The 26,704-nt window shown below is 74.8% G+C and carries 33 protein-coding genes; 29 read left to right on the top strand and 4 right to left on the bottom strand.

Going from position 1 to position 26,704, the window contains the following annotated elements:
* Window positions 1-60: 60 nt before the first annotated feature.
* The 26 genes from rplV (at window position 61) to truA (ending at window position 14,700) form a co-directional block, all read left to right on the top strand.
* Entirely contained in the window at window positions 61-516 is a 456-nt protein-coding gene (gene rplV, locus ACYVOF_RS10965) for a 50S ribosomal protein L22 (protein WP_460866396.1), read from the top strand.
* Complete coding sequence (gene rpsC / locus ACYVOF_RS10970) at window positions 516-1,358, top strand: 30S ribosomal protein S3 (RefSeq protein ID WP_460866398.1); 843 nt, start codon at window positions 516-518, stop codon at window positions 1,356-1,358. The genes rplV and rpsC overlap by 1 nt, the downstream gene beginning before the upstream one ends.
* Before the next feature lie 3 nt (window positions 1,359-1,361).
* On the top strand, window positions 1,362-1,778 hold the full coding sequence (gene rplP / locus ACYVOF_RS10975; protein WP_460866400.1) for a 50S ribosomal protein L16: 417 nt from the start codon (window positions 1,362-1,364) through the stop codon (window positions 1,776-1,778).
* A complete protein-coding gene (gene rpmC / locus ACYVOF_RS10980; RefSeq protein WP_460866402.1) occupies window positions 1,778-2,017 on the top strand; it encodes a 50S ribosomal protein L29 in 240 nt (79 codons plus the stop codon). The genes rplP and rpmC overlap by 1 nt, the downstream gene beginning before the upstream one ends.
* Window positions 2,014-2,319 carry a 30S ribosomal protein S17 gene (gene rpsQ, locus ACYVOF_RS10985; RefSeq protein WP_460866404.1) on the top strand — a complete coding sequence of 102 codons (306 nt, stop codon included), beginning with the start codon at window positions 2,014-2,016 and terminating at the stop codon, window positions 2,317-2,319. Before rpmC ends, rpsQ begins: the two co-directional genes overlap by 4 nt.
* Before the next feature lie 106 nt (window positions 2,320-2,425).
* Entirely contained in the window at window positions 2,426-2,794 is a 369-nt protein-coding gene (gene rplN / locus ACYVOF_RS10990; protein ID WP_460866406.1) for a 50S ribosomal protein L14, read from the top strand.
* A complete protein-coding gene (rplX, locus tag ACYVOF_RS10995) occupies window positions 2,794-3,108 on the top strand; it encodes a 50S ribosomal protein L24 (protein WP_460866407.1) in 315 nt (104 codons plus the stop codon). The genes rplN and rplX overlap by 1 nt, the downstream gene beginning before the upstream one ends.
* Window positions 3,108-3,674, top strand: a complete 567-nt coding sequence (gene rplE / locus ACYVOF_RS11000; protein WP_460866410.1) for a 50S ribosomal protein L5 — start codon at window positions 3,108-3,110, stop codon at window positions 3,672-3,674. The genes rplX and rplE overlap by 1 nt, the downstream gene beginning before the upstream one ends.
* 3 nt (window positions 3,675-3,677) lie before the next feature.
* Window positions 3,678-3,863 carry a type Z 30S ribosomal protein S14 gene (locus ACYVOF_RS11005; RefSeq protein WP_460866411.1) on the top strand — a complete coding sequence of 62 codons (186 nt, stop codon included), beginning with the start codon at window positions 3,678-3,680 and terminating at the stop codon, window positions 3,861-3,863.
* A gap of 141 nt (window positions 3,864-4,004) precedes the next feature.
* Window positions 4,005-4,403, top strand: a complete 399-nt coding sequence (gene rpsH / locus ACYVOF_RS11010; protein WP_460866413.1) for a 30S ribosomal protein S8 — start codon at window positions 4,005-4,007, stop codon at window positions 4,401-4,403.
* Between the two features lie 13 nt (window positions 4,404-4,416).
* Entirely contained in the window at window positions 4,417-4,953 is a 537-nt protein-coding gene (gene rplF / locus ACYVOF_RS11015; RefSeq protein ID WP_460866415.1) for a 50S ribosomal protein L6, read from the top strand.
* A gap of 2 nt (window positions 4,954-4,955) precedes the next feature.
* Window positions 4,956-5,372 carry a 50S ribosomal protein L18 gene (rplR, locus tag ACYVOF_RS11020; protein WP_460866417.1) on the top strand — a complete coding sequence of 139 codons (417 nt, stop codon included), beginning with the start codon at window positions 4,956-4,958 and terminating at the stop codon, window positions 5,370-5,372.
* Window positions 5,373-5,418: 46 nt separating this feature from the next.
* The gene (gene rpsE, locus ACYVOF_RS11025; protein WP_460866418.1) at window positions 5,419-6,048 is read left to right on the top strand and encodes a 30S ribosomal protein S5; all 630 of its coding nucleotides are present in this window, start codon (window positions 5,419-5,421) and stop codon (window positions 6,046-6,048) included.
* A gap of 1 nt (window position 6,049) precedes the next feature.
* Window positions 6,050-6,235, top strand: coding sequence for a 50S ribosomal protein L30 (gene rpmD, locus ACYVOF_RS11030; protein ID WP_460866420.1), 186 nt, complete (start codon window positions 6,050-6,052; stop codon window positions 6,233-6,235).
* The gene (rplO, locus tag ACYVOF_RS11035) at window positions 6,232-6,696 is read left to right on the top strand and encodes a 50S ribosomal protein L15 (RefSeq protein WP_460866422.1); all 465 of its coding nucleotides are present in this window, start codon (window positions 6,232-6,234) and stop codon (window positions 6,694-6,696) included. The genes rpmD and rplO overlap by 4 nt, the downstream gene beginning before the upstream one ends.
* Before the next feature lie 194 nt (window positions 6,697-6,890).
* A complete protein-coding gene (gene secY / locus ACYVOF_RS11040) occupies window positions 6,891-8,219 on the top strand; it encodes a preprotein translocase subunit SecY (protein WP_460866424.1) in 1,329 nt (442 codons plus the stop codon).
* Entirely contained in the window at window positions 8,219-8,773 is a 555-nt protein-coding gene (locus ACYVOF_RS11045) for an adenylate kinase (protein WP_460866425.1), read from the top strand. The genes secY and ACYVOF_RS11045 overlap by 1 nt, the downstream gene beginning before the upstream one ends.
* A gap of 5 nt (window positions 8,774-8,778) precedes the next feature.
* On the top strand, window positions 8,779-9,570 hold the full coding sequence (gene map, locus ACYVOF_RS11050) for a type I methionyl aminopeptidase (protein WP_460866427.1): 792 nt from the start codon (window positions 8,779-8,781) through the stop codon (window positions 9,568-9,570).
* A gap of 198 nt (window positions 9,571-9,768) precedes the next feature.
* Window positions 9,769-9,990, top strand: coding sequence for a translation initiation factor IF-1 (gene infA / locus ACYVOF_RS11055; protein WP_010228514.1), 222 nt, complete (start codon window positions 9,769-9,771; stop codon window positions 9,988-9,990).
* A gap of 108 nt (window positions 9,991-10,098) precedes the next feature.
* Complete coding sequence (gene rpmJ / locus ACYVOF_RS11060; RefSeq protein WP_006592630.1) at window positions 10,099-10,212, top strand: 50S ribosomal protein L36; 114 nt, start codon at window positions 10,099-10,101, stop codon at window positions 10,210-10,212.
* A 203-nt stretch (window positions 10,213-10,415) separates the two neighbouring features.
* Window positions 10,416-10,790: a 30S ribosomal protein S13 gene (rpsM, locus tag ACYVOF_RS11065; RefSeq protein ID WP_460866430.1), complete on the top strand. Its 375-nt coding sequence runs from the start codon at window positions 10,416-10,418 to the stop codon at window positions 10,788-10,790.
* A gap of 3 nt (window positions 10,791-10,793) precedes the next feature.
* Window positions 10,794-11,210: a 30S ribosomal protein S11 gene (gene rpsK, locus ACYVOF_RS11070; protein ID WP_460866432.1), complete on the top strand. Its 417-nt coding sequence runs from the start codon at window positions 10,794-10,796 to the stop codon at window positions 11,208-11,210.
* A gap of 21 nt (window positions 11,211-11,231) precedes the next feature.
* Window positions 11,232-11,837: a 30S ribosomal protein S4 gene (rpsD, locus tag ACYVOF_RS11075; RefSeq protein ID WP_460866434.1), complete on the top strand. Its 606-nt coding sequence runs from the start codon at window positions 11,232-11,234 to the stop codon at window positions 11,835-11,837.
* Window positions 11,838-11,962: 125 nt separating this feature from the next.
* On the top strand, window positions 11,963-13,024 hold the full coding sequence (locus tag ACYVOF_RS11080; RefSeq protein WP_460866435.1) for a DNA-directed RNA polymerase subunit alpha: 1,062 nt from the start codon (window positions 11,963-11,965) through the stop codon (window positions 13,022-13,024).
* 84 nt (window positions 13,025-13,108) lie between these two features.
* Window positions 13,109-13,801 carry a 50S ribosomal protein L17 gene (gene rplQ, locus ACYVOF_RS11085; protein ID WP_460866437.1) on the top strand — a complete coding sequence of 231 codons (693 nt, stop codon included), beginning with the start codon at window positions 13,109-13,111 and terminating at the stop codon, window positions 13,799-13,801.
* Window positions 13,798-14,700, top strand: a complete 903-nt coding sequence (truA, locus tag ACYVOF_RS11090; protein ID WP_460866465.1) for a tRNA pseudouridine(38-40) synthase TruA — start codon at window positions 13,798-13,800, stop codon at window positions 14,698-14,700. The genes rplQ and truA overlap by 4 nt, the downstream gene beginning before the upstream one ends.
* 6 nt (window positions 14,701-14,706) lie before the next feature.
* On the opposite strand, the gene ACYVOF_RS11095 is transcribed toward truA, so the two are convergent.
* Both ACYVOF_RS11095 and eccE read right to left on the bottom strand, forming a co-directional pair.
* On the bottom strand, window positions 14,707-15,495 hold the full coding sequence (locus ACYVOF_RS11095; protein ID WP_460866438.1) for a hypothetical protein: 789 nt from the start codon (window positions 15,493-15,495) through the stop codon (window positions 14,707-14,709).
* Window positions 15,492-16,751: a type VII secretion protein EccE gene (gene eccE, locus ACYVOF_RS11100; protein WP_460866440.1), complete on the bottom strand. Its 1,260-nt coding sequence runs from the start codon at window positions 16,749-16,751 to the stop codon at window positions 15,492-15,494. Before eccE ends, ACYVOF_RS11095 begins: the two co-directional genes overlap by 4 nt.
* A 95-nt stretch (window positions 16,752-16,846) precedes the next feature.
* Here eccE and eccB point away from each other — a divergent pair, with 95 nt between their 5' ends.
* Window positions 16,847-18,382: a type VII secretion protein EccB gene (eccB, locus tag ACYVOF_RS11105; protein WP_460866442.1), complete on the top strand. Its 1,536-nt coding sequence runs from the start codon at window positions 16,847-16,849 to the stop codon at window positions 18,380-18,382.
* Here the strand turns inward: eccB and mycP are convergent, their stop codons facing one another.
* Window positions 18,383-19,837 (bottom strand): type VII secretion-associated serine protease mycosin, encoded by a 1,455-nt coding sequence (gene mycP, locus ACYVOF_RS11110; protein WP_460866444.1) that lies wholly within the window; start codon window positions 19,835-19,837, stop codon window positions 18,383-18,385. It lies immediately after the preceding gene.
* Entirely contained in the window at window positions 19,837-21,270 is a 1,434-nt protein-coding gene (gene eccD / locus ACYVOF_RS11115) for a type VII secretion integral membrane protein EccD (RefSeq protein ID WP_460866447.1), read from the bottom strand. Before eccD ends, mycP begins: the two co-directional genes overlap by 1 nt.
* A gap of 167 nt (window positions 21,271-21,437) precedes the next feature.
* Here eccD and eccCa point away from each other — a divergent pair, with 167 nt between their 5' ends.
* Both eccCa and ACYVOF_RS11125 read left to right on the top strand, forming a co-directional pair.
* Window positions 21,438-25,484 carry a type VII secretion protein EccCa gene (gene eccCa, locus ACYVOF_RS11120; RefSeq protein WP_460866449.1) on the top strand — a complete coding sequence of 1,349 codons (4,047 nt, stop codon included), beginning with the start codon at window positions 21,438-21,440 and terminating at the stop codon, window positions 25,482-25,484.
* 16 nt (window positions 25,485-25,500) lie between these two features.
* A partial coding sequence (locus ACYVOF_RS11125) for an Hsp70 family protein (RefSeq protein WP_460866451.1) occupies window positions 25,501-26,704 on the top strand: 1,204 nt, incomplete at its 3' end.

Below are 26,704 nucleotides of genomic sequence, written 5' to 3' on the forward strand. Positions count from 1 at the left end.
ACATGCAGATGTTCGACACCAGTGCGGCTCACCACGAGCCGCAGCAAGGGGTAGCAGCACATGGCTGACAACGCAGCACCGGTCGCGGGGGAGAACCCGCGCGCCGTGGCGCGGGCCCGCTTCGTCCGCGTCACGCCGATGAAGGCGCGCCGCGTCATCGAGCTGATCAAGGGGCGGCCCGCCGCCGAGGCGCTGTCCGTCCTGCGGTTCGCGCCCCAGGCCGCGAGCGAGCCGGTGGCCAAGGTCCTCGCCAGCGCGATCGCGAACGCCGAGAACAACCTCCAGCTCGACCCCGCCACCCTCGTGGTGTCGGCGGCCTTCGCTGACGAGGGCCCCACGCTCAAGCGGTTCCAGCCGCGGGCGCAGGGCCGGGCGTTCCGCATCCGCAAGCGCACGAGCCACATCACCGTCGAGGTCGAGTCGGTGCCCCGCGCGGGCGCCTCGTCGACCCGCAACCGCAGGGCCGCACGCGTCGGCTCCTCCACCTCGAGCTCTTCGAAGGGAAGTGCCAGCTAGTGGGCCAGAAGATCAACCCCCACGGCTTCCGGCTCGGCATCACGACCGACTGGAAGTCCCGGTGGTACGCCGACAAGCAGTACGCGGACTACGTCAAGGAGGACGTGGCGATCCGCAAGCTCCTCGCCACGGGCATGGAGCGCGCCGGCATCGCCAAGGTCGAGATCGAGCGCACCCGGGACCGCGTCCGCGTCGACATCCACACCGCCCGGCCGGGCATCGTCATCGGCCGCCGCGGCGCCGAGGCCGACCGCATCCGCGCCGAGCTGGAGAAGCTCACCGGCAAGCAGGTGCAGCTCAACATCCTCGAGGTGAAGAACGCCGAGGCCGAGGCCCAGCTCGTCGCGCAGGGCGTGGCGGAGCAGCTGAGCAACCGCGTGGCCTTCCGCCGCGCGATGCGCAAGGCCATCCAGTCGGCCATGCGTCAGCCGCAGGTCAAGGGCATCCGGGTGCAGTGCTCCGGCCGCCTCGGCGGTGCGGAGATGAGCCGCTCGGAGTTCTACCGCGAGGGCCGGGTGCCGCTGCACACGCTGCGGGCGGACATCGACTACGGGCTCTACGAGGCCAAGACCACCTTCGGCCGCATCGGCGTGAAGGTCTGGATCTACAAGGGCGACATCGTCGGGGGCCGTCACGAGCAGGTCGCCGCCGCGGCCGACCCGCGCGGCGCCCGCCGCGAGCGTCCCGCCGGCGCGCGCCGCCGCTCCGGGGCCTCCGGCACCACCGCCACCAGCACCGAGGCGGGCCGCGCGGCCCAGCAGTCCTCGACCGCGCCGGCCAGCACCGCCCCGGCCCAGCCGGCCGAGGTCGCCCCGGCCACCACCACCACGACGGAGGGCTGAGACGTGCTCATCCCACGCAGGGTCAAGCACCGCAAGCAGCACCACCCCGGGCGCTCCGGGGCCGCCAAGGGCGGCACCGCGGTGACCTTCGGCGAGTACGGCATCCAGGCCATCGAGCCGGCGTACGTGACCAACCGGCAGATCGAGTCGGCCCGTATCGCCGTCACCCGCCACATCAAGCGCGGCGGCAAGGTCTGGATCAACATCTTCCCGGACCGCCCGCTGACCAAGAAGCCGGCCGAGACCCGCATGGGCTCCGGCAAGGGCTCGCCCGAGTGGTGGGTCGCGAACGTCAAGCCCGGCCGGGTCATGTTCGAGCTGAGCTACCCGAACGAGGAGATCGCCCGCGAGGCACTGCGGCGGGCGATGCACAAGCTCCCCATGAAGTGCCGCATCGTCACGAGGGAGGGGCAGTTCTGATGGCATCCGTCTCAGCGGCCTCCGAGCTGCGCGAGCTGACCGGCGAGGAGCTGGTGTCGCGGCTGCGCGAGGCCAAGGAGGAGCTGTTCAACCTGCGCTTCCAGATGGCGACCGGGCAGCTCGACAACAACCGTCGGCTGCGCACCGTGCGCCACGACATCGCCCGGATCTACACGGTCATGCGCGAGCGCGAGCTCGGCCTGACCGACGCCCCCCTCGGTGACGAGGGCGCGGCATGAGCGAGGAGAGCAGCGTGACCAGCACCGAGACCGGCTCCAGCACGACCGCCGAGCGCAACAACCGCAAGGTGCGCGTCGGCTACGTCGTGTCGGACAAGATGGAGAAGACGATCGTGGTCGAGCTCGAGGACCGCGTCCGCCACCCGCTGTACGGCAAGATCATCCGCCGCACCAGCAAGGTGAAGGCCCACGACGAGGAGGGCGTCGCCGGCGTCGGCGACCGCGTCCGCCTCATGGAGACCCGGCCGACCTCGGCGACCAAGCGCTGGCGCCTGGTCACCGTGCTCGAGAAGGCCAAGTAGGCCCCACCACCCCGCCGGGGCGCCCCGCGTCCCGGCCACCGACAACCAGACCGCGCCCGTCGGGTCGGAATCCGCCGGGCACCCAGCAGGTCAGAGGAGCAGAGCAGTGATCCAGCAGGAGTCGCGACTGCGTGTCGCCGACAACACCGGGGCCAAGGAGATCTTGTGCATCCGGGTGCTCGGGGGCTCGACCCGGCGCTACGCCGGCATCGGCGACGTCATCGTGGCGACCGTCAAGGACGCCATCCCCGGCGCGGGGGTCAAGCGCGGTGACGTGGTCAAGGCCGTCATCGTGCGCACCGCCAAGGAGCGCCGTCGCCCGGACGGGTCCTACATCCGGTTCGACGAGAACGCCGCGGTGCTCATCCGCCCCGACAACGAGCCGCGCGGCACGCGCATCTTCGGCCCCGTCGGCCGCGAGCTGCGCGACAAGCGCTTCATGAAGATCATCTCGCTGGCCCCGGAGGTGCTGTGATGAAGGTGCACAAGGGCGACACCGTCCTCGTCGTCTCGGGCAAGGACAAGGGCGCGAAGGGCAAGGTCATCAAGGCCTTCCCGGAGTCCGGCAAGGTCCTCGTCGAGGGCGTCAACCGGATCAAGAAGCACACCGCGGTCTCGAGCAACCAGCGCGGCGCCTCCTCGGGCGGCATCGTCACCCAGGAGGCCGCGATCGACGCCTCCAACGTGATGGTCGTCGACTCCGACGGCGCGCCGACCCGCGTCGGGTACCGCACCGACGACGACGGCAAGCGCGTGCGCGTCTCGCGCCGCAACGGGAAGGACATCTGATGACCAGCACGGAGACCAGGTCCCTCCCGCGCCTGAAGCAGCGCTACCGCGAGGAGATCAAGGCGGCCCTGCAGGAGCAGTTCGGCTACGACAACGCCATGCAGGTCCCCGGCGTGGTCAAGGTCGTCGTCAACATGGGCGTCGGCGAGGCCGCGCGCGACGCCAAGCTCATCGACGGCGCCGTGCGCGATCTCTCGCTGATCACCGGGCAGAAGCCCGAGGTCCGCAAGGCCCGCAAGTCCATCGCGCAGTTCAAGCTCCGCGAGGGCATGCCGATCGGCGCGCGGGTCACCCTGCGCGGCGACCGCATGTGGGAGTTCCTCGACCGGCTGGTCAGCATCGCGCTGCCCCGCATCAGGGACTTCCGCGGCCTGTCGGGCACCCAGTTCGACGGCAACGGCAACTACACGTTCGGCCTCAACGAGCAGTCGATGTTCCACGAGATCGACATCGACTCCATCGACCGCCCGCGGGGCATGGACATCACCGTCGTGACCTCCGCGACGAACAACGAGGAGGGTCGGGTGCTGCTCAAGCACCTGGGCTTCCCCTTCAGGGAGAACTGACCCATGGCGAAGAAGGCCCTCGTCAACAAGGCCAACAAGAAGCCCAAGTTCGCGGTGCGGGGCTACACCCGCTGCCAGCGCTGCGGTCGCCCGCACGCGGTGTTCCGCAAGTTCGGCCTCTGCCGCATCTGCCTCCGGGAGATGGCCCACGCCGGCGAGCTGCCCGGCGTGCGCAAGAGCTCCTGGTGAGCTAGTCCCACCGGCGCCGGGGGCAGCACGCCCCCGGCACCCAAGCCCGGCCGTCCGGCCGGCACCGAGACGCTTCGTCGCAGGCCCCGACCCCCACCCGGGCGCGTGGAACCACGGCGAGAGAGGTGAACAGGTCGACCCATGACCATGACCGACCCCATCGCAGACATGCTGACCCGTCTGCGCAACGCCAACTCGGCGTACCACGACGCCGTCGTGATGCCGCACTCCAAGCTCAAGGCGAACATCGCCGAGATCCTCCAGCGCGAGGGCTACATCTCCGGCTTCCGCACCGAGGAGGCGGCCGTCGGCCAGTCCCTCGTCGTCGACCTGAAGTACGGGCCGAGCCGCGAGCGCAGCATCGCCGGCGTCCGCCGCGTGTCCAAGCCGGGCCTGCGCGTGTACGCCAAGTCCACCAACCTGCCCAAGGTCCTCGGCGGCCTCGGCGTGGCGATCATCTCCACGTCGACCGGCCTGCTCACCGACCGCCAGGCAGCCAAGCAGGGAGTGGGCGGGGAAGTCCTCGCCTACGTCTGGTAGGGGAGGAGCAACCATGTCTCGCATCGGCAAGCTCCCCGTGCCCGTCCCCTCCGGGGTCGACGTGGCCATCGAGGGTCGCACCGTCACCGTCAAGGGCCCCAAGGGCACCCTGGCCACCACCATCGCCGAGCCCATCGTCGTCGAGCAGAGCGACGGCGAGCTCGTGGTCTCGCGCCCGGACGACGAGCGGGAGTCCCGCTCGCTGCACGGCCTGAGCCGCACCCTGGTCGCCAACATGGTCACCGGGGTCACCACCGGCTACACCACGAAGATGGAGATCCACGGCGTCGGCTACCGCGTGGTCGCGAAGGGCTCGGACCTCGAGTTCGCCCTGGGCTTCAGCCACCCGGTGCCGATCACCGCGCCCGACGGCATCACCTTCGCCGTCGAGACGCCCACGCGGTTCTCGATCTCGGGCATCGACAAGCAGAAGGTCGGCCAGATCGCGGCCAACATCCGCCGTCTCCGCCGCCCCGACCCCTACAAGGGCAAGGGCGTCCGGTACGAGGGCGAGCAGATCCGCCGCAAGGTCGGGAAGACGGGTAAGTGACCATGACTGACACCACCACCGCTGGGTCGCCCAGCACCTCGCGCGTGCCGGCGGGCACCGACGTCTCGACGGCTCGCCGTCGGTCGCGCACCCGCCGCCACCTGCGGCTGCGCAAGAAGATCTCCGGCACCCCTGCGCGTCCGCGCCTCGTGGTCAACCGGTCCTCGCGCCACATCCACGCCCAGCTCGTCGACGACCTCGCCGGTCGCACCCTGGCCGCGGCGTCGACCCTCGAGGCCGACGTGCGGGCGCTCGAGGGCGACAAGAAGGCGCGCTCGGCCCAGGTCGGCACGCTGCTGGCGGAGCGCGCCAAGGCCGCCGGCGTCACCGCGGTGGTCTTCGACCGCGGCGGCCACGACTACCACGGCCGCATCGCCGCGCTGGCGGACGCCGCCCGCGAGGCCGGACTGGAGTTCTGATGACTGACACGAACAGCACCACCACCGAGAACGGAAGGAACGCCTGATGCCGGGACGTACTCGTCGCGACGGCCCCGCCGGCGGCCCCCCCAGCGGTCCCGGCGGTCCGGGCGGCGGCGACCGTCGTGACCGCCAGGGCGGCGGCCGCGGCGGCCCCCAGGAGAAGAACAACCTCGAGCGCGTGGTCGCGATCAACCGCGTGTCCAAGGTCGTCAAGGGTGGTCGGCGCTTCAGCTTCACCGCGCTGGTCATCGTCGGTGACGGCAACGGCATGGTCGGCGTCGGCTACGGCAAGGCGAAGGAGGTGCCCGCCGCCATCCAGAAGGGTGTCGACGAGGCGCGCAAGAACTTCTTCCGCGTGCCGATGATCGGCGCCACCATCCCCCACCCCACCCAGGGTGAGGCGGCCGCCGGTGTCGTCCTGCTCCGCCCCGCCAGCCCCGGTACCGGCGTCATCGCCGGTGGCGCGGTCCGCGCGGTGCTGGAGTGCGCCGGCATCCACGACATCCTCAGCAAGTCCCTCGGCAGCGACAACGCCATCAACGTCGTGCACGCGACGGTCGTGGCGCTCAAGTCGCTGCAGCGCCCCGAGGAGGTCGCGGCCCGCCGCGGCCTGGACATCGCCGACGTGGCCCCCGCGGGCATGCTCCGCGCCCGGGCCGGCCAGGGGGCGTGACGTGGCCCAGCTGAGCATCACCCAGACCCGCAGCACCATCGGGACCAAGCAGAACCAGCGCGCGACGCTGCGGACGCTCGGGCTGCACAAGATCCGGCAGACCGTGGTCCGTGAGGACACCCCGCAGGTGCTCGGCATGATCAACACCGTCCGCCACCTGGTGACGGTCCAGGAGGTCTCCCAGTGACCATCAAGCTGCACCACCTGCGGCCCGCCGCAGGCGCGAACAAGGCCAAGGTCCGGGTCGGTCGTGGTGAGGGCGGCAAGCGCGGCAAGACCGCCGGCCGCGGCACCAAGGGCACCGGCGCGCGCAAGAACGTGCCCGCCCGCTTCGAGGGTGGCCAGATGCCGATCCACATGCGGCTGCCGAAGCTCAAGGGCTTCACCAACCGCAACCGGGTCGAGTACCAGGTCGTCAACGTGGGCGACCTCGCCCGGCTGTTCCCCTCCGGCGGCACCGTCGGTGTCGCCGAGCTCGTGGCGGCCGGCGCGGTGCGCCGCAACCAGCCCGTCAAGGTCCTCGGCGAGGGCGAGCTCGGCGGGGTCACCCTGCAGGTGACCGCGCACAAGTTCTCCACCTCGGCGTCGGAGAAGCTCACGGCCGCCGGTGGCACCGCCACCCCGGCCGGGGTCGGCCCCCGGGCCTGACCCCCACCACGGCGACGGCCGCAGCCCCACCCGGCGGTGGGGCTGCGGCCGTCGCTCGTCGTCCGCCCGGGTCGCGACGGGCCGGCTGTTAGAGTCGGCCCCGACCGGCGCGGGCTCCCGCGCCACCATCCGGCGCGTGCGCCCGCCCCCGTCCGCACCGGGGCGGCTCCACCCACGCAGCACCTGGAGGACCCGTGCTCTCCGCCTTCGCCTCCGCGCTCAGGACGCCCGACCTGAGGCGGAAGATCCTCTTCACGCTGGCCATCCTGGCGGTGTACCGGCTCGGGGCCACGCTGCCCTCGCCGGGGGTCTCCTACGCCAACATCCAGACCTGCCTCAAGCAGGTGCAGGGCGGCGACAGCGCCAGCATCTACTCGCTGATCAACCTGTTCAGCGGGGGCGCGCTGCTGCAGCTGTCGGTCTTCGCGCTGGGGATCATGCCGTACATCACGGCCAGCATCATCGTGCAGCTGCTCACCGTGGTCATCCCGCGGTTCGAGGAGCTGCGCAAGGAGGGCCAGTCCGGCCAGGCCAAGATGACGCAGTACACCCGGTACCTGACCATCGCCCTGGCGGTGCTGCAGTCCACCGGGATCGTCGCCCTCGCCGTGCGCGGCCAGCTCTTCCAGGGCTGCGACAACAGCCTGTACCCGGCCATCCCCGGCGGCTCGATCTTCTCGATGGTCGTCGTCGTCATCACGATGACGGCGGGCACCGCGGTCATCATGTGGCTCGGCGAGCTCATCACCGACCGCGGCGTCGGCAACGGCATGTCGCTGCTGATCTTCACCTCGATCGCCGCCCGCATCCCGTCCGAGGGCAAGGGCATCCTCGACAGCCGCGGCGGCCTCGTCTTCGCCGTGGTCTGCGTGGCCGCGCTGGTCATCCTGGCCAGCGTCGTGTTCGTGGAGCAGGGCCAGCGGCGCATCCCCGTGCAGTACGCCAAGCGGATGGTCGGGCGGCGCATGTACGGCGGCACGTCGACCTACCTGCCGCTGAAGGTCAACCAGGCCGGCGTCATCCCGGTGATCTTCGCGTCCTCGCTGCTCTACCTGCCCAACCTCGTCTCCCAGCTCACGTCCTCCCCGACCGGGGCGGGCAGCTGGTGGCAGCGGTTCATCAACAACAACCTGGTGAACCCCTCGAGTCCGGCCTACATCGCGCTGTACTTCGCCCTGATCATCTTCTTCACGTACTTCTACGTCGCGATCACCTTCAACCCGGAGGAGCGCGCCGAGGAGATGAAGAAGTTCGGCGGCTTCATCCCGGGCATCCGCCCCGGCCGTCCGACGTCCGAGTACCTCAGCTTCGTCCTCAGCCGGATCACGCTGCCCGGCTCGCTCTACCTGGGCATCATCGCCGTGCTGCCGAACCTCTTCCTGGAGATCGGCAACAGCGGCGGCGCCCAGAACCTGCCCTTCGGCGGGACGGCCGTTCTGATCATGGTCGGCGTCGGTCTCGACACCGTGAAGCAGATCGAGAGCCAGCTCATGCAGCGCAACTACGAAGGGTTCCTACGGTAGTGAGACTCGTCATTCTCGGCCCCCCCGGCGCGGGCAAGGGCACCCAGGCCGCGGTCCTGTCCGACGAGCTCGGGGTCCCCCACATCTCCACCGGTGACCTCTTCCGCAAGAACATGGGGGAGGAGACCGAGCTCGGCCTCGAGGCCAAGAGCTACGTCTCGGCCGGCAAGCTGGTGCCCGACTCGGTGACCAACGAGATGGTCCGCGACCGGCTCGCCCAGGACGACGCCCGCGAGGGCTTCCTGCTCGACGGGTTCCCGCGCACCCTCAACCAGGCCGAGGTGCTCACGGGCATCCTGGACGAGCTGGGGGAGAAGCTCGACGTCGTGCTGTCCTTCGAGGTCGACGAGGAGGTCGTGGTGGCGCGCATGCTCGCCCGCGGCCGTGACGACGACAACGAGGACGTCATCCGCCACCGGCTCGAGGTGTACCGGGACGAGACGGCCCCGCTGCTGCAGCACTACCGCGACCTCGTGGTCACCGTCGCCGCGGAGGGCGAGGTCGAGGAGATCTCGGCCCGCGCGCTGGCGGCGCTCGCCCCGACGCAGGCCTGACCGCGGTGGTGGCGCTGCGCGGACGTCGCACCGTGCCCGCGCGCTCGGCGGGCGAGCTCGAGGCGATGGCCGCGGCCGGGGCGGTGGTCGGCGCCGCGCTGAACGCCGTCGTGGCGGCGTTGCGTCCAGGGGTGAGCACCGCCGACCTCGACGCCGTGGCCGAGTCCGTCATCCGCGGGGCCGGCGCCGTGCCCAGCTTCCTGGGCTACCACGGCTTCCCGGCCAGCATCTGCGCCTCGGTCAACGACCGGGTCGTGCACGGCATCCCGTCGGCCGGCGAGGTCGTGGCCGACGGCGACCTCGTCAGCATCGACTGCGGCGCCATCCTCGACGGCTGGCACGGCGACTCGGCGCTCACCGTGGCCGTGGGCGACGCCCGCGAGGTGGACGTCGCGCTGTCCGCCGCGTGCCGGGCCTCGATGGAGGCCGGCATCGCGGCGATGCTGCCGGGCAACCGGCTCACCGACGTCTCCGCCGCGATCGAGGCGGGGACGCACGCCGCCGAGGCCCGTGACGGCCGGCGCTACGGCATCGTCGCCGGCTACGGCGGGCACGGCATCGGCCGCGTCATGCACGCCGAACCGTTCCTGGCCAACGAGGGCGAGCCGGGGCACGGACCCCGGCTGGTGGAGGGCTCGGTGCTGGCCATCGAGCCGATGCTGACCCTGGGCACCACCGAGACGGTGACGCTGGACGACGAGTGGACCGTGGTCACCGCCGACGGCACCCGGGCCGCGCACTGGGAGCACACCGTCGCCGTGACGGCCGACGGCCCGCGGGTCCTGACCACCCGCTGAGCCGCCCGCGGACGGCGCCGTTTGGTCGCGACACCCCGGGCGAGTACCCTTGACCAACGGCGCGCAGTGCGCGCCGGTCTTCGCGTGCCCGTCGTCCTGCTTCGGCCCACGTCCGGCCGGCTCGCGGTGCGCACCGCGCCCCGGGAGCACGGTGCCGGGCACGACCGAAGCACACCAGAGCCACGGATCGCGGAGGACATGGCAAAGAAGGACGGAGCCATCGAGGTCGAGGGCCGCGTCGTCGAACCACTGCCGAACGCGATGTTCCGCGTCGAGCTGGAGAACGGCCACCGGGTCCTCGCCCACATCAGCGGCAAGATGCGGCAGCACTACATCCGCATCCTGCCCGAGGACAGGGTCGTCGTGGAGCTCTCGCCCTACGACCTGTCCCGCGGCCGGATCGTCTACCGCTACAAGTAGGCGGCTCGACCGGCAGCACCCGCGCCCACCCACCGGTGGGCGTCGACGACACGACCCAGCCACGCCGGGGGCACCCGACCCGGGGCGGCTGACAGGAGAACGGACGACGTGAAGGTCCAGCCGAGCGTCAAGAAGATCTGCGACAAGTGCAAGGTGATCCGGCGCAACGGCCGGGTCATGGTGATCTGCGAGAACCTGCGCCACAAGCAGCGCCAGGGCTGAGCAGCACCACCCGCACGACCCGCAGCGCTTCGCAGGCGCAGCACAGCACCACAGACGAACTCCCCGAACCAGCCGCGGCAGACGAGCCGCGGTGCACCCCCGGCGCGGAGGCCGGGGCCCGGGTCGGACGACCACCAGGGTCGACCGCACCAGCACGGGACGGACGGGGAGCAGACCTCCGATCGAGAAGAGAAGGACGCCACGTGGCACGACTCGCCGGCGTCGACCTCCCCCGCGACAAGCGGATGGAGATCGCGCTCACCTACATCTACGGGATCGGTCGCACCCGGTCGCAGGAGATCCTCGACGCCACCGGCGTCAGCTACGACCTGCGCACCAAGGACCTCGGTGACACCGACCTGGCCAAGCTCCGCGACTACATCGAGGAGTCCCTCAAGGTCGAGGGCGACCTGCGCCGCGAGGTGCAGGCCGACATCCGCCGCAAGATCGAGATCGGCTGCTACCAGGGCCTGCGGCACCGCCGTGGTCTGCCGGTGCGCGGCCAGCGCACCAAGACCAACGCGCGCACCCGCAAGGGCCCGAAGCGCACCATCGCCGGCAAGAAGAAGGCCAGGTAACTCATGCCCCCCAAGGCCAGGACCGGGAGCGGTCCCAAGAAGAGCCAGAAGACGCGGCGCAGGGAGAAGAAGAACGTCTCCCACGGTGCCGCGCACATCAAGAGCACGTTCAACAACACGATCGTGTCCATCACGGACCCGACCGGCAACGTGATCTCGTGGGCGTCGTCGGGCCACGTGGGCTTCAAGGGCTCGCGCAAGTCCACGCCGTTCGCGGCGCAGATGGCCGCCGAGTCCGCCGCCCGCAAGGCGCAGGAGCACGGCATGAAGAAGGTCGACGTCTTCGTCAAGGGCCCGGGCTCGGGCCGCGAGACCGCGATCCGCTCGTTGCAGGCCGCCGGCCTGGAGGTCGGCACGATCTCCGACGTCACCCCCCAGCCGCACAACGGCTGCCGGCCGCCCAAGCGGCGCCGGGTCTAGCGGGAAGAGGAGGAACCAGTCATGGCCCGTTACACCGGACCCATCACCCGCAAGTCCCGCCGTCTGCGCGTCGACCTCGTCGGCGGCGACCAGGCGTTCGAGCGCCGTCCCTACCCGCCCGGCCAGCACGGCCGCGCGCGGATCAAGGAGAGCGAGTACCTGCTCCAGCTGCAGGAGAAGCAGAAGGCCCGCTTCACCTACGGCGTCATGGAGAAGCAGTTCCGCCGCTACTACGCCGAGGCCGTGCGTCGCCCCGGGAAGACCGGTGAGAACCTGCTGCAGATCCTCGAGGCCCGCCTCGACAACGTCGTCTACCGCGCGGGCCTGGCCCGCACGCGGCGGATGGCCCGCCAGCTCGTCACCCACGGCCACCTGACCGTGAACGGCGAGAAGGTGGACATCCCCAGCTACCGCGTCTCGCAGTACGACATCATCGACGTGCGCACCAGGTCGCTGGCCACGCTGCCGTTCCAGGTGGCCAAGGAGACCCAGGGCGACCGCCCCGTCCCCGGCTGGCTGCAGGTCGTCGGCCCGCAGCTGCGGATCCTGGTCCACCAGCTGCCCGACCGCGCCCAGATCGACGTGCCGCTGCAGGAGCAGCTCATCGTCGAGCTCTACTCGAAGTGACGCACCCGGCGCCGTCCCCGCTCGTGGGGACGGCGTCGGCGCGCGTACCCCGGGCCGCGGCACCCGCCGCGGCCGTCCACCCCACCGGCGTCAAATAGCGGACGCCACCGGAGGAGATCAGAAGCATGCTCATCTCACAGCGCCCCTCGCTCAGCGAGGAGCCGATCGTCGACAACCGCTCGCGGTTCGTCATCGAGCCGCTCGAGCCCGGCTTCGGCTACACCCTGGGCAACTCGCTGCGCCGCACCCTGCTCAGCTCGATCCCGGGCGCGGCCGTCACCAGCATCCGCATCGACGGCGTGCTCCACGAGTTCACCACCGTGCCGGGGGTCAAGGAGGACGTCACCGACGTCATCCTCAACCTCAAGGGCCTCGTCGTGTCCTCCGAGGAGGACGAGCCGGTCACCATGTACCTGCGCAAGCAGGGCCCCGGCGCGGTCACCGCGGGCGACATCGTCCCGCCCGCCGGCGTCACCGTGCACAACCCCGACCTGCACATCGCGACCCTGAACGACAAGGGCAAGCTCGAGGTCGAGCTCGTCGTCGAGCGCGGCCGCGGCTACGTCCCCGCCGTGCAGAACAAGGCCTCCGGCGCCGAGATCGGCCGCATCCCGGTCGACTCCATCTACTCGCCGGTGCTCAAGGTGACCTACAAGGTCGAGGCCACCCGCGTCGAGCAGCGCACCGACTTCGACCGCCTCGTGCTCGACGTCGAGACGAAGTCCTCGCTGACCCCGCGCGACGCGGTGGCCAGCGCGGGGCGGACCCTGACCGAGCTGTTCGGCCTGGCCCGCGAGCTCAACGTCGAGGCCGAGGGCATCGAGATCGGCCCGTCGCCCGCCGAGGCCGACCACATCGCGGCGTTCTCCATGCCGATCGAGGACCTGGACCTCACCGTGCGCTCCTACAACTGCCTCAAGCGCGAGGGCGTGCACACCGTGGGCGAGCTGGTCAGCCGCAGCGAGGCGGACCTGCTCGACATCCGCAACTTCGGCGCCAAGTCCATCGACGAGGTCAAGGTCAAGCTCATCGGGCTGGGCCTGACCCTGAAGGACTCGCCCCCCGGGTTCGACCCGTCCACCGTGGCCGGGTACGACGCGGAGACGGGCACCTGGACCGACGGCGACGCGGGCGAGCAGCCCGAGGACCCCGACACCCAGGACTACGCCGAGACCGAGCAGCTCTAGCGCTGACCCCCACCCCCTGACCCCCACCCCCGCCGCGCGGGGTCAGGGGGCGCGAACCCCCACACCAGTCCAGGAGCGACAACAATGCCCAAGCCCACCAAGGGTGCCCGTCTCGGCGGGTCCCCGTCCCACCAGCGGCTGATGCTGGCCAACCTGGCGACCTCGCTGTTCACCCACGGCCGCATCACCACGACCGAGGCCAAGGCCAAGCGGCTGCGCCCGTTCGCGGAGAAGCTCGTCACCAAGGCCAAGGTCGGTGACCTGCACAACCGCCGCGAGGTCATGAAGGTGATCCGCGACAAGGACGTCGTGCACCAGCTGTTCGCCGAGATCGGCCCGTTCTTCGCCGAGCGCGACGGCGGCTACACGCGCATCACCAAGACGATGCCGCGCAAGGGTGACAACGCGCCCATGGCCGTCATCGAGCTGCTGCAGCAGAAGACGGTGAGCTCGGAGGCCGACCGCGCCCGGCGCGTCCGGTCCTCGCAGGCGCCCGCCGCCGGCACCACGGCCACCGCCGCCACCACGGCACCGACCGAGGCGACGGAGGAGGCGACCACCGCCGCCGACGCCGCCGAGACCGGGGCCACCCCGGCCGAGGCCGCCGCCGCCGAGGACGGCAGCACCGGCACCAGCACCGCCGGCGCGCCCGCCACCACGCCGACCACGGACGCGACGACCACCGAGGACGTCCCGACCGACACCGAGGGCACCGAGCTCGACGACGTCGCCCCCGGCGCCCTGGACAAGGCCGAGGACGAGGCCGACAAGTCCTGAGCCCGACTGCGCACCACGACGAGCCCGCCACGCCCGCCCGGGGTGGCGGGCTCGTCCGCGTCCGCCTCGACGTCGCCTACGACGGCACCGACTTCTCCGGCTGGGCCCACCAGCCCGGCCGACGCACCGTGGCCGGCGTCCTCTCCGACGCCCTGGCCACCGTGCTGCGGGTGCCCGTCGAGCTGACCGTGGCCGGGCGCACCGACGCCGGCGTCCACGCCACCGGCCAGGTCGCCCACGCCGACCTCCCCGCGGCGCTCGTGCCCGCCGAGCCCGACCGGTTCCTGCGCAGGATGGCCCGGCTGCTGCCCGCCGACGTCCGGCTGCGCGGCCTGCGCCCCGCCCCGGCCGACTTCGACGCCCGGTTCGCCGCGCTGCGCCGGCACTACGCCTACCGGGTGTCCACCACCGCCCACGGGGCCGAGCCGCTGCGGGCCCGCGACACCGTCTCCTGGTCCCGCCCGCTCGACGTGGACGCCGTGCGGGCCGCGTCGGCGCCGCTGCTGGGCACCCACGACTTCGTCGCCTTCTGCCGGGCCCGGGAGGGCGCGACCACGATCCGCCAGCTGCAGCGCCTGGACTGGGAGCTCGGCGCCGACGGCCCGGACGCGGGCGTGCTCACCGCCCGGGTGAGCGCGGACGCGTTCTGCCACTCCATGGTGCGCAGCCTCGTGGGCGCGCTGCTGGCCGTGGGGGAGGGGCGCCGCGACCCCGGCTGGCCGGCGGGGCTGCTGGCGGCGGACCGGCGCTCGAGCTCGGTGCCCGTGGCCCCGGCGCACGGGCTGACCCTCCTCGGCGTCGACTACCCCGACGACGCGGACCTCGCCGCGCGCACCTCCCGCACCCGCGCCGTGCGCACCGCCGACCAGCTCGACGCACCGCCGACCGACCGGGGCTGAGCCGCGCTAGTCACCGCGGCGGACGGGACCCAGCAGCTCGGACTCCGTCGCGGTGGTCACCAGCCGCACCGGCACCCACAGGTCGGTGCCCAGGGCCACCACCCCGTCGTCGGTGAGGCTGGCGAGCTGGTGGGCCATCCCGGCGTCGAGCCGCCACGTCGCGGCGGCCAGCTGGGCCTGGCCGACCGGCAGCCGCTGCAGCAGCACCAGGTCGGCCGCCCCCGCCCCCGTCAGCTGCGGGTGCAGGTAGGGCAGCACGTAGAGGGTGCAGTGCCAGGCGCTGCGCGGCGGGTAGAGCTCCTGGGGCACGGCGCCGCCGTCGTGCACCACCAGCAGCGGGTGGTCCTCCGACGGCCGGGGCAGCGGGCCGCGGACCAGGCCGCGCACCTCCAGCGCCGGGGTGGGGTCGCCGACGGCGCGGGTGACGGGGGACCAGGCGTCGGGCCGGCCGGTCACCACCACCACCGACACCCCGGTGGCCAGGGCGCGCAGCACGAGCTGGCGGGCCAGGTACAGCCCGCCCACGAGCGCGACCCGGGTGGGCTCGGGGCGCACCAGGGTCAGCTGCACCGGGGTGCCGTGCTGGTTCGAGCCCAGCACCACCCCGCCGCGGTCGCTGGTCAGCGCCAGCCCCGCCAGGCCGTCCACCCCGCCGACGAAGTCGGGGCCCGGGCCCGCCGCCCGGAACCGCTCCTGGCGGCGCCCGCCGCCCGGGGTGGCCGCGGCCGCCCGCAGCGACCCCGCGCGACGTGCCCCCGCACGGCGCCGCCGCCGACCCGTGCCCGGCGCCGTCATGCCGCGCCCCCCACCGGGAGGCCGGCGCGGACCGCCGCGGCCTGCTGGCCGGACAGCCGCTCCAGCGCCACGTCGGCGGCCGCGGCCGCGGCCCGCAGCCGGGCGTCGACGTCCTCGAGCTCGCCGGCGTCGCGGGCGCACACCCGGACCAGCCCGCGCACCCGGACGGCGTCGGCGTCCGCGTCCGGGGCCAGCACCACCGACACGGTCGTCGACAGGGCCCGCACGCTGCCGAGGCCGGAGAGCGCGGCCCGCGCCCCCGTCCACCCGGCCACGGCGTAGCTGCGGTGGTGCACGGCGCCGGTGGTCACCGAGCTCCAGTGCTCCCGCAGCCGCAGCTCCTCCGGCGTCGGCGAGCCCGTGGGGCCCGCCAGCTCGGCGGTGACCAGACCGGCACGGAGCAGCTCGTCGAGGTCCAGCACGCGGTGCGGCAGCTCGACCACGTCCAGCGCGCCCCGCACCCGGGACAGCGCCCCCAGCAGGGCGCGCTGCGCACCGCGCACCCCGCCGCCCCGGTCGTGGACCGCGGCCGGGCAGCGGCGGGGGTCCAGCCGCACCACCACCCACGTGCTGCGGCGCGCCACGGCGGGCAGCGGCCCCAGCACCTCTTGGTACGCGGTGAGCACCCGGGAGCCCGCGGGCAGCACCGAGCTGCCCGGGTAGCAGTGCGAGACCACGGCCACCGAGTCCAGGACGACGCCCCGGTCGCGCAGGCACGCCGCCAGGGGCGCCAGCGGCACGTCCGCCCGCGCCCCGAGGGGGCCGACGATGGCAGGCACCGGGTCCACCAGCACGGCCGCGGTCCACGTCCCGCCGCTGCAGGCCAGGCCCGTGGCCTGCTGCTCGTGGTCGCTGCCCTCGGCCACCACCAGGTCCGGCACCAGCAGCCGCAGCGAGGCCACGCGGGCATCCTCGGCCCCGACGAGCTGGTGCTCGCGGGCCGGGGCCGGCTCGGCCGTGGTGATCTGCTGCACCGGGGCGGCCGCGGTCCGGGTGCGGCTGCGCAGCAGGAACCGCACCCCGACGACGACCCACTCGGTGAGCCACCGGCCCCGCCGCCGGCCCAGCGCCAGCCCCAGGCCGACCACCAGCACCGCTGCGGCCACCCAGCGCAGGCCGGGGGCCAGGGCCAGCAGCAGCAGGGCCACGGCCAGCGCCACCTCGGCCACGACCAGCCCGGCGACGGGCAACGGGCCCACCCGGTTGCCCGTGCTGCGCCGCCGCAGCACCCCAGGACCCGTCGCGGCTGCCGCCACCCGCCCCGCCCCCTCCGAAGTCGCCACCCGTCCCCGAGCCGGGCGCTAGCCTCGCCACCGTAACCGCCCGGTCGCACAGGGGGACCCGGAACCCGATGCCGTCCAGACCCACCACACCGTCGCAGGTGCAGGCGTACCGCTTCGTCCTGCGCCGGATGCAGCACGCCCTCGTCCGCAAGGACGCGGTGATGCTGCACGACCCGATGCGCACCCAGGGACGCGCGCTGGGGGTCGGCCTCGTGCTGGGCATCCTCGGCCTCGCCGGGGTCGCGCTGCTCTCGGTGTTCCGGCCGGCCGCCGACGTCGACGGCGCCACGATCCTGCTGGGCGGGGACACCGGCGCGCTGTACGTCGCCCGCGAGGGGGTCGTGCACCCGGTGCTCAACCTGGCCTCGGCCCGCCTCGTCGCGGGCAGCGACGCCGACCCGGTGACCGCCGACGAGTCCGACATCGGCACCCGGCCCCGCGGCGCCCTGCTCGGCATCCCGGGCGCACCCTCGGACCTGCCGGGGCCCGACCGCAGGCCCGGGCCCGGCTGGACGGTCTGCGACTCGGCGACCCTCGACCCGTCGCAGCCGGCCGCGCGGCAGACCCGGGGCGCCGCCGTCACCACCACCGTCGTCTCCGGCGACCTCGGCCCCGGCGCGGCGCCGCTGCCGGTGGACCGGGCCATGCTGGTCAGCGGCCCCGACGGGCGCACCTACCTGCTCTACGAGGGCAAGCGCGCCCAGGTCGACCTCGCCGACTCCGCCACGGTGCGGGCGCTGGGGCTGTCGTCCCCGCCCCGGCCGGTCTCCACGGGCCTGCTCGGCGCCGTGCCGGAGGTCGCCCCGCTGCGGCCGCCGGTGGTGCCCGGGGCCGGCTCCGCCCCCGCCTACGACCTGCCCGGGGTGGTCGTGGGCTCCGTCCTCGCCGTCGGCGGGGCCGACGGCGCCCGCTACTACCTGGCCCTGCCGGGCGGGGTGCAGCAGGTCAGCCGGGCCGCCGCGGAGGTCGTGGCCGCCGGGGACGCCTCGGGCCGCTCCGACGTCGCGCAGCTGCGCTCACCGTCGGTGCTGGCCCGGGTGCCGGTGGTCGACCCCGGCCAGGTCGTGGACCTGACCGGCTTCCCCAGCGAGGTCCCCCAGCTCGTCGAGGCCGGCGCCGCGCCGGTCGCCTGCCTGTCCTGGCAGCCGGGCCGCGACGACACCGCCGCCGCCGGCGCCGCGGGCGAGGCCGCCCGGACCACCACCGAGCCCACCCGCACCCTGCTCGCCGGCAGCGCCCTGCCGCTGCCCGCCGACGCGCGCCCCGTCGGCCTGGCGCAGGCCGACGGATCCGGGCCCGCCGTCGACGCGGTCTACCTGCCCGCCGGCCGGGCCGCGCTGGTCGGGGCGGTCGGGCCCACCCAGCCCGTCGAGGCCGGGGTGCTCACGCTGGTCACCGACACCGGGGTGCGGTTCGGCATCCCCGACCTGGCCACCGCCGGCGTGCTCGGCCTCGGCCAGTCCCGGGTGCCCGCGCCGGAGGAGATCGTGCGGCTGCTCCCGCAGGGCCCCGCCCTGGACCAGACGGCCGCGCTGGTGGCGCACGACGCGGTGTCCGGCGACCCCGCCGGACTCGCGGTGCCCGCCACCACGCCGGGCGGCTAGTCAGCCGCGGCGGGCGCGGCGCACCGCGTGGCCGACCGCGCCGGCCACCACGAGCAGGGCCAGCGCCGCGCCGGAGCCCACCAGCGCCACCGTGCGGGGGCGGGTGTCCGGCGGCGGCGGGGCGGGCAGCGCCTCGAGCTGGCGGGCCTGCGCCTGCTGCGCGCCGGTCAGGGTGTCCCCGGGGGCGGGGGTGGTGACGGCGGCGACCGGGTCGATCATCCCGTGCCCCACCTGCGGGTTCCAGCCGCCGCCCGGGTGGTGCGCGGTGGCCTCGATGCGGGCCACCACCTCGGGCGCGCGCAGCTCGGGGAAGCGCTGGCGCACCAGGGCCACGGTGCCGGCGACGTACGGGGTGGCGAAGCTGGTGCCCTGGATCGGCACCGGCTGGCCCCCGGCGCTCTCCCCGACCAGGTCCGTCGCCGGCCCGCCGCCGGGGGCCGGGTCGAGGGTGACGATCCCCGAGCCGGGGGCGGCCACGTCCACCCACGGGCCGGCCAGGCTGAACGACGACGGCGAGCCGTCCTGCTCCACCGAGCCGACGGTGAGCACGTCGTCGCCGTACCAGGCCGGGCTGGCCACCGTCGACACCGCGGTGACGCCCTGCGGGTCGGTGGTCAGCGCGTTCTGGGTGGCGCAGGCCGTGCTGGGGTCGACGTTGCCCGCGGCCGCGACGACGACGGCGTCGCGCACGCGGGTGGCGTAGCGCACCGCGGCCCCGAGCGGGGCGTCGCCCAGCGAGGTGCCTGCGGGCCCGCACGCGGCCTCGGAGATGTTGATGACCTGGGCCCCCGCGTCCGCGGCCCGGACGACCGCGGCGGCCAGGCTCAGCACGGTGCCCGCGGCCGAGCGGGTGCCGTCGGCCCCGGTGACGACGTACTTCACGCTGGACTGCCGGATGCTGAGCACGCTGACGTCGGGCGCCACCCCGGTGAACCCGGTGGCGGGGTCCGGCGTGGCGGCGACGATCCCGGCCACCAGGGTGCCGTGGGCGTCGCAGTCCTCGGTGCCCGTGGACGAGCCGACGGCGTCACCGCCCCCGACGAGGCGCGGCAGCCGCGGGTCCGGGGCGACCCCGGTGTCGATCACCGCCACGGTGATGCCGGCGCCGCGCACGGGGCGGCCCACCGGGTCGCTGAGCTGCCACAGGTCGGTGAACCCCAGCTGCTGCTGGCCCCACGGCACCGCCGTCGCCGCGGGGGCCGTCGCCGTCGTCGTCGTGCACGGGTCGGTGGAGCGGACCGCGGGCGGCTGGCCCGGCACCGGCAGGGTCCCGGCCGGCAGCCGCGCCGGGTCCACCGGAGGCGTGCCGGGGTAGGGCTGGTGGGCGCCGACACCGGGCCCGAGCGGGCCCGGCGACTGCCCCGGTGCCGGGCCGGCCGCGGCGGAGGCGGCCCCGGGCGCGGCGAGGAGCACCGCCAGCGCGCCGGCGAGCCCCGCCCGCCCCGCTCGTCGCACTACAGCGCCCGCAGCGTCTGGTAGAGACCCACCACCCCGAGCGCGAGCGGCAGCACGGCCGTGACCAGCAGCGCCTCGAGCAGCTCGACGGCCCGGCGCAGCACGGGCGAGAAGTGCTGGGTGGGGACCACGACCCCCAGCACGAGCGCGCCCGCGGCCACCACCAGCAGCGCGGCGGGCACGGCCAGCAGGCGCTGCTCCGGCGGCGCCGACACCGCCCAGCCGGCGAGGATGCCCGCCGCGGTCAGCGAGCCGGCCGCGAGCAGCGCGCCCGCCTGCACGCCGTTGGCGTAGGTGCGCGCGCGCAGCAGCAGCACCCCGGCCACGACGACCGCGAACGTCGCGCCGACCCAGCCGTCGGGGGCTGCCAGCAGGGCCCCGGCCGCGGCGGTGGCGCCCAGGCCGAGGACCAGGCCGGACAGGAACCGGTGCCCGAGCGCGGACTGCCGCTCGATCGCGACCACGTCGGGCAGCTCCTCGGAGTCGTCCCGGCTCAGCTCGTCGGGCGTGATCGGCACGGTGGGCAGCGGCAGCCGGGCCAGCAGGATCGTCGCCCGGGGCGCCAGCGAGAGCAGGGCCAGCGCGACGGCGGCCACCCCGGCCCCGATCCCCGGCGTGGGGTGGGCGACCAGCACCGCCACCAGCGAGGCCCCGGCCGCGAGGGTCGCGGCGGTGGTGGCCGCGGTGAACGTGGTGACGCCGCTGCCGGTCAGCGCGAGCGCCACCACGGCGAGCACCACGACGGCGACGGAGCCCAGCAGCAGGTGCGGCCGCCCCAGCGCCCCGGGCACGGCGGTCATCCCGCCGACCGCGGCCAGCGGCAGCACGCCCCCGGCGAGCACCACCGCGGAGCGCGGGTCCCGGTAGACGCGGGCCAGCACCCCGGCCACCCCGGTCGCCAGCACCGCGACGAGCAGCGCCACGCCCGGGCGCAGCGCGCCCTGCGGCCCGGCCAGCACCACCGCGGCGGCGCCGAGCAGCGCGGCCACGGCCAGCGTGGAGCCGATCGCGCGGGCGATGAGGGCCGACCACGGCCGGTAGCTGTCCGGGGCGCTGCCGGCGACGGCGTCGATGACGTCGTCGAACAGCGGCTGGGGGGCGGCGTCCGCGCGCGGGCGCAGGCTCAGCAGCTCGCCGTCGAGCACGCCGAGGGTGGCCAGCGTCGCGGTCGGGTCGAGCGGGCCCTGCCCGACGCGGCTCAACGTCCAGCCGCCGTGCCCGGAGCCGCCGTCGGGCGTGCGCTCGCGCGTCATGCCCAGCAGCACGGGCAGCAGGTCGGCCACCGCCACGTCGGAGGGCAGGGCCACGTCGACCCGGGTGCTGGGGGCGAGGACGGTGACCCGGCTGAACACCGGGGCCCCCGGTGCGGGGGCGGGCCGTCGCCCGGGTGTCGCGGCCGGGCTGCCCGCGGGCGGCGTCCCCGTCAGCGTCACGCGTCCCCCTCGTCCCTGCTCGTGCGGTGCCGGTCCCGGCCCGACCCCCGGTGCGGGCGCGGGCGAGGATACCGCCCCGGCGCCGGCCGGCCCGGTCCTAGTATGTGGCCGGTCCCGCCGTCGCGTGGCGGTTCGGGGGAGCGGGGACGGACCGGGGGAGGTCGCGCGTGGGGACCGTGCAGTTCACCAGGAGCCCGCGGCTGCCCGCGCCCCGCTCGCCCGGCGGCGAGGTGCACCTGGAGGCCCCGCCCGAGGTGCCCCGCGTGGTCCCCGGCGGCCTGCTGCTCAAGCTGATGCCCGTGGTCATGGTCGTCGCCATGCTCGGCATGGTCGGCCTGCTCATCACCTCGGGCGGCTTCTCCAACCCGACCGCGCTGCTGTTCCCGATGATGATGGTCATGTCGATGGGCGGCATGTTCCTCGGCGGCGGGGGCCGCTCCGGCGGGCAGCGCAAGGCCGAGATGAACGAGGACCGCAAGGACTACCTGCGCTACCTGGGGCAGGTGCGCGACCGGGCGCGCGAGGCCGGGGCCGCGCAGCGCCGCGGCCTGGAGTGGAACCACCCCGACCCGGAGTCGCTGTGGTCGCTGGCCCGCACCCGCCGGATGTGGGAGCGCCGGGCCGGTGACGCCGACTTCGGCCAGGTGCGGGTGGGCCGCGGCAACCAGAGCCTGGCCACCCGGCTGGTCCCGCCGCAGACCGGCCCGGTCGACGAGCTCGAGCCCGTGGCCACCGTGGCGCTGCGCCGCTTCGTGCGCACCCACTCCGTGCTCACCGAGCTGCCCATCGCGCTCTCGCTGCGCGGCTTCGCCGCGGTGAGCCTCACCGGGGACGACACGGCCCGCCGCGACCTGGTGCGCGCCGTGCTGTGCCAGCTCGTCACCTTCCACGCCCCCGACGACCTCGTCGTCGCCGTGGCGGCCGGGCCTGCCGAGCGCGCCGACTGGGAGTGGGTGAAGTGGCTGCCCCACGCGCAGAACCCCGCGGTGACCGACGCCCTGGGCCCGCAGCGGCTGCTGCTCGGCTCGCTGGCCGAGGTCGAGGACGCGCTCGACGAGGAGCTGGGCGACCGCCCCCGGTTCAGCCGCGGCGCGCCGCCGTCGCCCGACCGCGCCCACGTCGTGGTCGTCCTCGACGGCGGCACGGTCACCGGCGAGGAGCGGCTCGTGCTCGAGGAGGGCCTCGTCGGGGTGACGGTGCTCGACCTCTCCGCCGACGGCCTCGACCTGGGCACCCTGGCCGCGCGGCGCGGGCTGCGGCTGGTGGTGCGGCCCGAGGGCGTGGCTGCGCGGTCGGCCTCGGGGCTGGAGACCTTCGCCCGGCCCGACGCGGTCACGGTGGCGCAGTGCGAGGCGCTGGCCCGCACCCTGGCGCCGTTCCGCGTCGGCGAGGGCGGGTCCACCGACGACGGCGAGCAGCCGCTGCTGCGCGGGGTCGGCTTCACCGACATGCTCGGCCTCGGCGAGGCGGCCAGCTACGACGTCGCCGCGGCGTGGCGGCCGCGCCCGGTCCGCGACCGGCTGCGGGTGCCGGTCGGGATCGGGGAGAACGGCCAGCTCGTCGAGCTCGACATCAAGGAGGCCGCCCAGGAGGGGATGGGCCCGCACGGGCTCTGCATCGGGGCCACCGGCTCCGGCAAGTCGGAGTTCCTGCGCACCCTGGTCCTGGGCCTCATCGCCACCCACTCGTCGGCGAGCCTCAACCTGATCCTCGTCGACTTCAAGGGCGGCGCCACGTTCCTGGGCCTCGAGTCCGCGCCCCACGTCGCCGCCGTCATCACGAACCTGGCCGACGACCTGACCATGGTCGACCGGATGCGCGACGCGCTGGCGGGGGAGATGAACCGCCGCCAGGAGGTGCTGCGCGCGGCGGGCAACTTCGCCAACGTCAAGGAGTACGAGCGGGCCCGGGAGAACGGCGCCGACCTCGACCCGATGCCCGCGCTGTTCATCGTCGTCGACGAGTTCTCCGAGATGCTCAGCCAGAAGCCCGACTTCGCCGAGCTGTTCGTGGCCATCGGCCGGCTGGGCCGGTCCCTGCAGATGCACCTGCTGCTGGCCAGCCAGCGCCTCGAGGAGGGCAAGCTGCGCGGCCTGGACTCCCACCTGAGCTACCGCATCGGGCTCAAGACCTTCTCCGCCGCCGAGTCCCGGGCCGTGCTGGGCGTGCCCGACGCCTACGAGCTGCCCAGCATCCCCGGCTCGGGCTACCTCAAGTTCGACACCACCTCGATGGTGCGGTTCAAGGCCGCCTACGTCTCCGGCGCGTACCGCTCCGGCGGGCTGGCGCCGGTCGAGGGCGGCGCCGCGGTGTCCGGGGACCGCAGGCCCCGCTTCTTCGTCCCCGAGCACGTCGAGCCGGCCGACGACGACACCACCGCCGTCCCCGACGACGCCGCGGCCGGTGGCGCGGACGGTCGCGCGGACGGGGCGCCCGACCCCGACGCCCCGACCGGCCGAGGCCAGGAGCAGACCCTGCTCGACGTCGTCGTCTCCCGGGTGCGTGGGCAGGGCCCGCCCGCCCACGAGGTGTGGCTGCCGCCGCTGGACGCCCCGCCGACCACCGACCAGCTGCTGCCGCCGCTGAGCCCCACCCCCGACCGCGGGCTGAGCCCCGTCGGGTTCGTGGGCAACGGCCGGCTGCGGGTGCCGGTAGGCATCGTCGACAAGCCCTACGAGCAGCGCCGCGACCTGTTGTGGGTCGACCTCGCCGGGGGTGCCGGGCACGTCGCGGTGGCGGGCGGGCCCGCCTCCGGCAAGTCGACCCTGCTGCGCTCGCTGGTGATGTCGCTGGCGCTGACCCACACCCCCGAGGAGGTGCAGTTCTACTGCCTCGACCTGGGCGGCGGCACGTTCGGCCCCATGCAGGCGCTGCCGCACGTGGGCTCGGTCGCCGGCCGGCTCGACGCGGACCTGGTGCGCCGCACCGTGGCCGAGCTGACCGCCACGGTGCGCGAGCGCGAGCGCCGCTTCCGGGAGCTGGGCATCGAGTCCATGGCCGCCTACCGGGCGCGGGCGGCCCGCGACGGCGGCCGCCGCGAGTTCGCCGACGTGTTCCTCGTCCTCGACGGCTGGATGGCGTTCCGCACCGAGTTCGAGAGCCTCGAGCAGCAGGTGGTCTCGCTGGCCGGGCAGGGCCTGTCCTACGGCGTGCACCTGGTGCTGGGGGCGACCCGGTGGGCGGAGATCCGGCCCGCGCTCAAGGACCTGCTGGGCACGCGCATCGAGCTGCGCCTGGGTGACCCGTCGGAGTCGGAGATCGACCGCCGGGCCGCGGTCAACGTCCCGGCGGGCCGGCCCGGGCGGGGGCTGTCGCGGGAGAAGCTGCACCTGCTGGGCGCGCTGCCGCGCATCGACGCCGACGCCGACCCGGACGACCTCGCGGCCGGCATCGCCCACGCCGCGGCCGAGCTCAGCGCCGCGTGGCGCGGCCCCGTGGCCCCGCCGGTGCGGATGCTGCCCGAGCTGTACCCGGTGGACGACCTGCGGGCCGCCACCGAGGACGACGGGCCGGAGCTGCGGCTGCAGGTGCCCATCGGCATCGACGAGGACGAGCTCGCCCCGATCCGGCTCGACTTCGCCGCCGAGCCGCACCTGCTGGTCTTCGCCGACGGCGAGTGCGGCAAGACGACGCTGCTGCGCACGATCTGCGAGGAGGTCATGGCCCGCAACACCTCCGCGCAGGCCAAGATCGTCGTCGGCGACTACCGGCGCACCCTGCTCGGCGTCGTCGAGGGCGACCACCTCGCGGGCTACGCCGCGTCCGCGCAGACCCTGACCACGATGGTCAACGACCTGGCCGCCTTCCTCACCCGGCGCCTCCCGGGCCCGGACATCACCCAGGAGGAGCTGCGCACCCGCTCGTGGTGGAGCGGGCCGGAGGTGTTCGTGGTGGTCGACGACTACGACCTCGTCGCCACCTCCAGCGGCAACCCGCTGGCCCCGCTCGTCGACTTCCTCGCCCAGGCCAAGGACGTGGGGCTGCACCTCGTCGTGTGCCGCCGCTCGGGCGGTGCCGCCCGGGCCCTGTACGAGCCGGTCATCGCGCGGCTGCGCGACCTCGCCTCCACCGGCATCGTCATGAGCGGCAGCCGGGACGAGGGCAACCTGGTCGGGACCGTGCGCCCCTCGGCGATGCCCCCGGGCCGCGGCACGCTGGTCAGCCGCAAGAACGGGCAGCGGCTGGTCCAGCTGGCGTGGCAGCCGCCCCGGTGACCCGGGGCCCGGCCCGGTGACCCACCCCGCCGGGGCGCTCGTCGCCATCGACCTGGGGACCTCCTCGACCTGCGTGGCGGTGGGGGTGCCCGGCGAGCCGCCCCGCGTCGTCCTCGTCGACGGGGCCCCGCTGACCTCCAGCGCGGTCTACGCCGAGCCCGGCGGCCTCGTCGTCGGCGCCGAGGCGGACCGCCGCGCCGCGCTCGACCCGGCCCGCTACGAGCCGCACCCCAAGCGCCGCGTCGACGAGGGCTCGCTGCTGATGGGCACCGCGGTGGTGCCGGTCGGGGCGGCGCTGGCCGCGGTGCTGGGCCGCGCCGTCGCCGAGGCGCGGGCCACCCTCGCCGGCCGGCCCGTCTCCACCCTGGTGCTCACCCACCCCGCCGACTGGGGCGGGGTCCGCACCGGTGTGCTCCGCCGCGCCGCGGCCGGCCTCGCCGAGGAGGTGGTCCTGCTGCCCGAGCCCGTCGCGGCCGCGGTGCTGCACGGCCGCGACCTGGCCGCGGGGTCGCTGCTGGCCGTGCTCGACGTGGGTGGCGGCACCACCGACGTCAGCGTGCTGCGGCGCGGTGGTGCGGTGCAGGGCGGCCCGGGGCAGGACGGCCCGGGGTTCGTGGTCCTGGCCACCGGGGGCGACCCGGGCTTCGGGGGCGCCGACCTCGACGAGGCGCTGCTGGCCGCGATCGGGCGCCGCCAGTCCGGGCCGGACCGCGCGCGGTGGGACGCGGTGCTGGCCGGCCGCGGGCTGGACGACCGGCGCCGTGCCCGGGCCCTGCGCGCGGAGGTGCGCAGCGCCAAGGAGGCGCTCTCCCGGCACTCCTTCACCGACGTCGCCCTGCCCGCCGGCCTGCCCGACGCCCACGTCGCGCGCGACGAGCTCGAGGCGCTGGCCGCGCCGCGGGTCCGTGAGGTGGTGGCGCTGCTGGCCCGGGTGCTGGCCCGGGCGGGCGCGCTCGCGCCGGACGGGCGCAGCCGGGCCCCGGTGTTCCTCGTCGGCGGGTCGAGCCGGGTGCCGCTGGTCGGCCGCGAGGTGCACCGCGTGCTCGGGGTGGTGCCGGTGGCCACGGACCAGCCGGAGACCGTCGTCGCGCGGGGCGCGGTGCTGCACGCCGAGGCGGCCCGGGCGGCCCGGGCCCGGCCGGAGCCCGTCCGCCCGCCCCCGGTGCCCGCCCCGACGCCACCGCCCGGCCCGGTCCCCGGGCCGGTCCTCGCCCCGGTCC

This window comes from Rhodococcus aerolatus, assembly GCF_054783215.1.

Coding starts and splice junctions, on each gene's coding strand:
- rpmC (WP_460866402.1), top strand. CDS start 1,778: ATGGCATCCGTCTCAGCGGCCTCCGAGCTGCGCGAGCTGACCGGCGAG.
- rplR (WP_460866417.1), top strand. CDS start 4,956: ATGACTGACACCACCACCGCTGGGTCGCCCAGCACCTCGCGCGTGCCG.
- rplX (WP_460866407.1), top strand. CDS start 2,794: ATGAAGGTGCACAAGGGCGACACCGTCCTCGTCGTCTCGGGCAAGGAC.
- rpsD (WP_460866434.1), top strand. CDS start 11,232: ATGGCCCGTTACACCGGACCCATCACCCGCAAGTCCCGCCGTCTGCGC.
- ACYVOF_RS11095 (WP_460866438.1), bottom strand. CDS start 15,495: ATGACGGCGCCGGGCACGGGTCGGCGGCGGCGCCGTGCGGGGGCACGT.
- rpsQ (WP_460866404.1), top strand. CDS start 2,014: ATGAGCGAGGAGAGCAGCGTGACCAGCACCGAGACCGGCTCCAGCACG.
- rpsK (WP_460866432.1), top strand. CDS start 10,794: ATGCCCCCCAAGGCCAGGACCGGGAGCGGTCCCAAGAAGAGCCAGAAG.
- rpsH (WP_460866413.1), top strand. CDS start 4,005: ATGACCATGACCGACCCCATCGCAGACATGCTGACCCGTCTGCGCAAC.
- rplQ (WP_460866437.1), top strand. CDS start 13,109: ATGCCCAAGCCCACCAAGGGTGCCCGTCTCGGCGGGTCCCCGTCCCAC.
- rplV (WP_460866396.1), top strand. CDS start 61: ATGGCTGACAACGCAGCACCGGTCGCGGGGGAGAACCCGCGCGCCGTG.
- rplF (WP_460866415.1), top strand. CDS start 4,417: ATGTCTCGCATCGGCAAGCTCCCCGTGCCCGTCCCCTCCGGGGTCGAC.
- ACYVOF_RS11005 (WP_460866411.1), top strand. CDS start 3,678: ATGGCGAAGAAGGCCCTCGTCAACAAGGCCAACAAGAAGCCCAAGTTC.
- eccB (WP_460866442.1), top strand. CDS start 16,847: ATGCCGTCCAGACCCACCACACCGTCGCAGGTGCAGGCGTACCGCTTC.
- rpsE (WP_460866418.1), top strand. CDS start 5,419: ATGCCGGGACGTACTCGTCGCGACGGCCCCGCCGGCGGCCCCCCCAGC.
- ACYVOF_RS11080 (WP_460866435.1), top strand. CDS start 11,963: ATGCTCATCTCACAGCGCCCCTCGCTCAGCGAGGAGCCGATCGTCGAC.
- rplE (WP_460866410.1), top strand. CDS start 3,108: ATGACCAGCACGGAGACCAGGTCCCTCCCGCGCCTGAAGCAGCGCTAC.
- infA (WP_010228514.1), top strand. CDS start 9,769: ATGGCAAAGAAGGACGGAGCCATCGAGGTCGAGGGCCGCGTCGTCGAA.